Genomic DNA, 540 nt, shown 5'->3' on the forward strand with positions numbered 1-540 from the left:
CGGCGGCGGCGCTGAACACCGGCGGCCAGCTGACGATCACCGACCCAGACACGGGTGAAGCGCATGTGGTGGCGCAGGCCAGTACGGCCGGCATCTATGGCGACTTCTCGATCGACGCCGACGGCGCCTGGAGCTACGCCGGCAACGGCGCCCACAACGAACTGACCGCGGGCCAGGTCGTGACCGACACCTTCACGGTGACGAGCCAGGACGGCACGGCGACGGGGACGGTGACSGTGACCATCACCGGCACCAACGATGCGGCGACGGTGAGCTCGGACTCGAAGTCCGTGACCGAAGGCGACGCGGCGGCGGCGCTGAACACCGGCGGCCAGCTGACGATCACCGACCCAGACACGGGTGAAGCGCATGTGGTGGCGCAGGCCAGTACGGCCGGCATCTATGGCGACTTCTCGATCGACGCCGACGGCGCCTGGAGCTACGCCGGCAACGGCGCCCACAACGAACTGACCGCGGGCCAGGTCGTGACCGACACCTTCACGGTGACGAGCCAGGACGGCACGGCGACGGGGACGGTGA

Annotated in this window: 1 protein-coding gene; it reads left to right on the forward strand. The window is 69.6% G+C overall.

From position 1 onward, the window contains the following. On the forward strand, positions 1-540 hold a 540-nt coding region (locus AC1DX4_RS35120; protein WP_477224693.1), incomplete at both ends, for a VCBS domain-containing protein.

The organism is Mesorhizobium sp. P3_A8, from assembly GCF_056402995.1.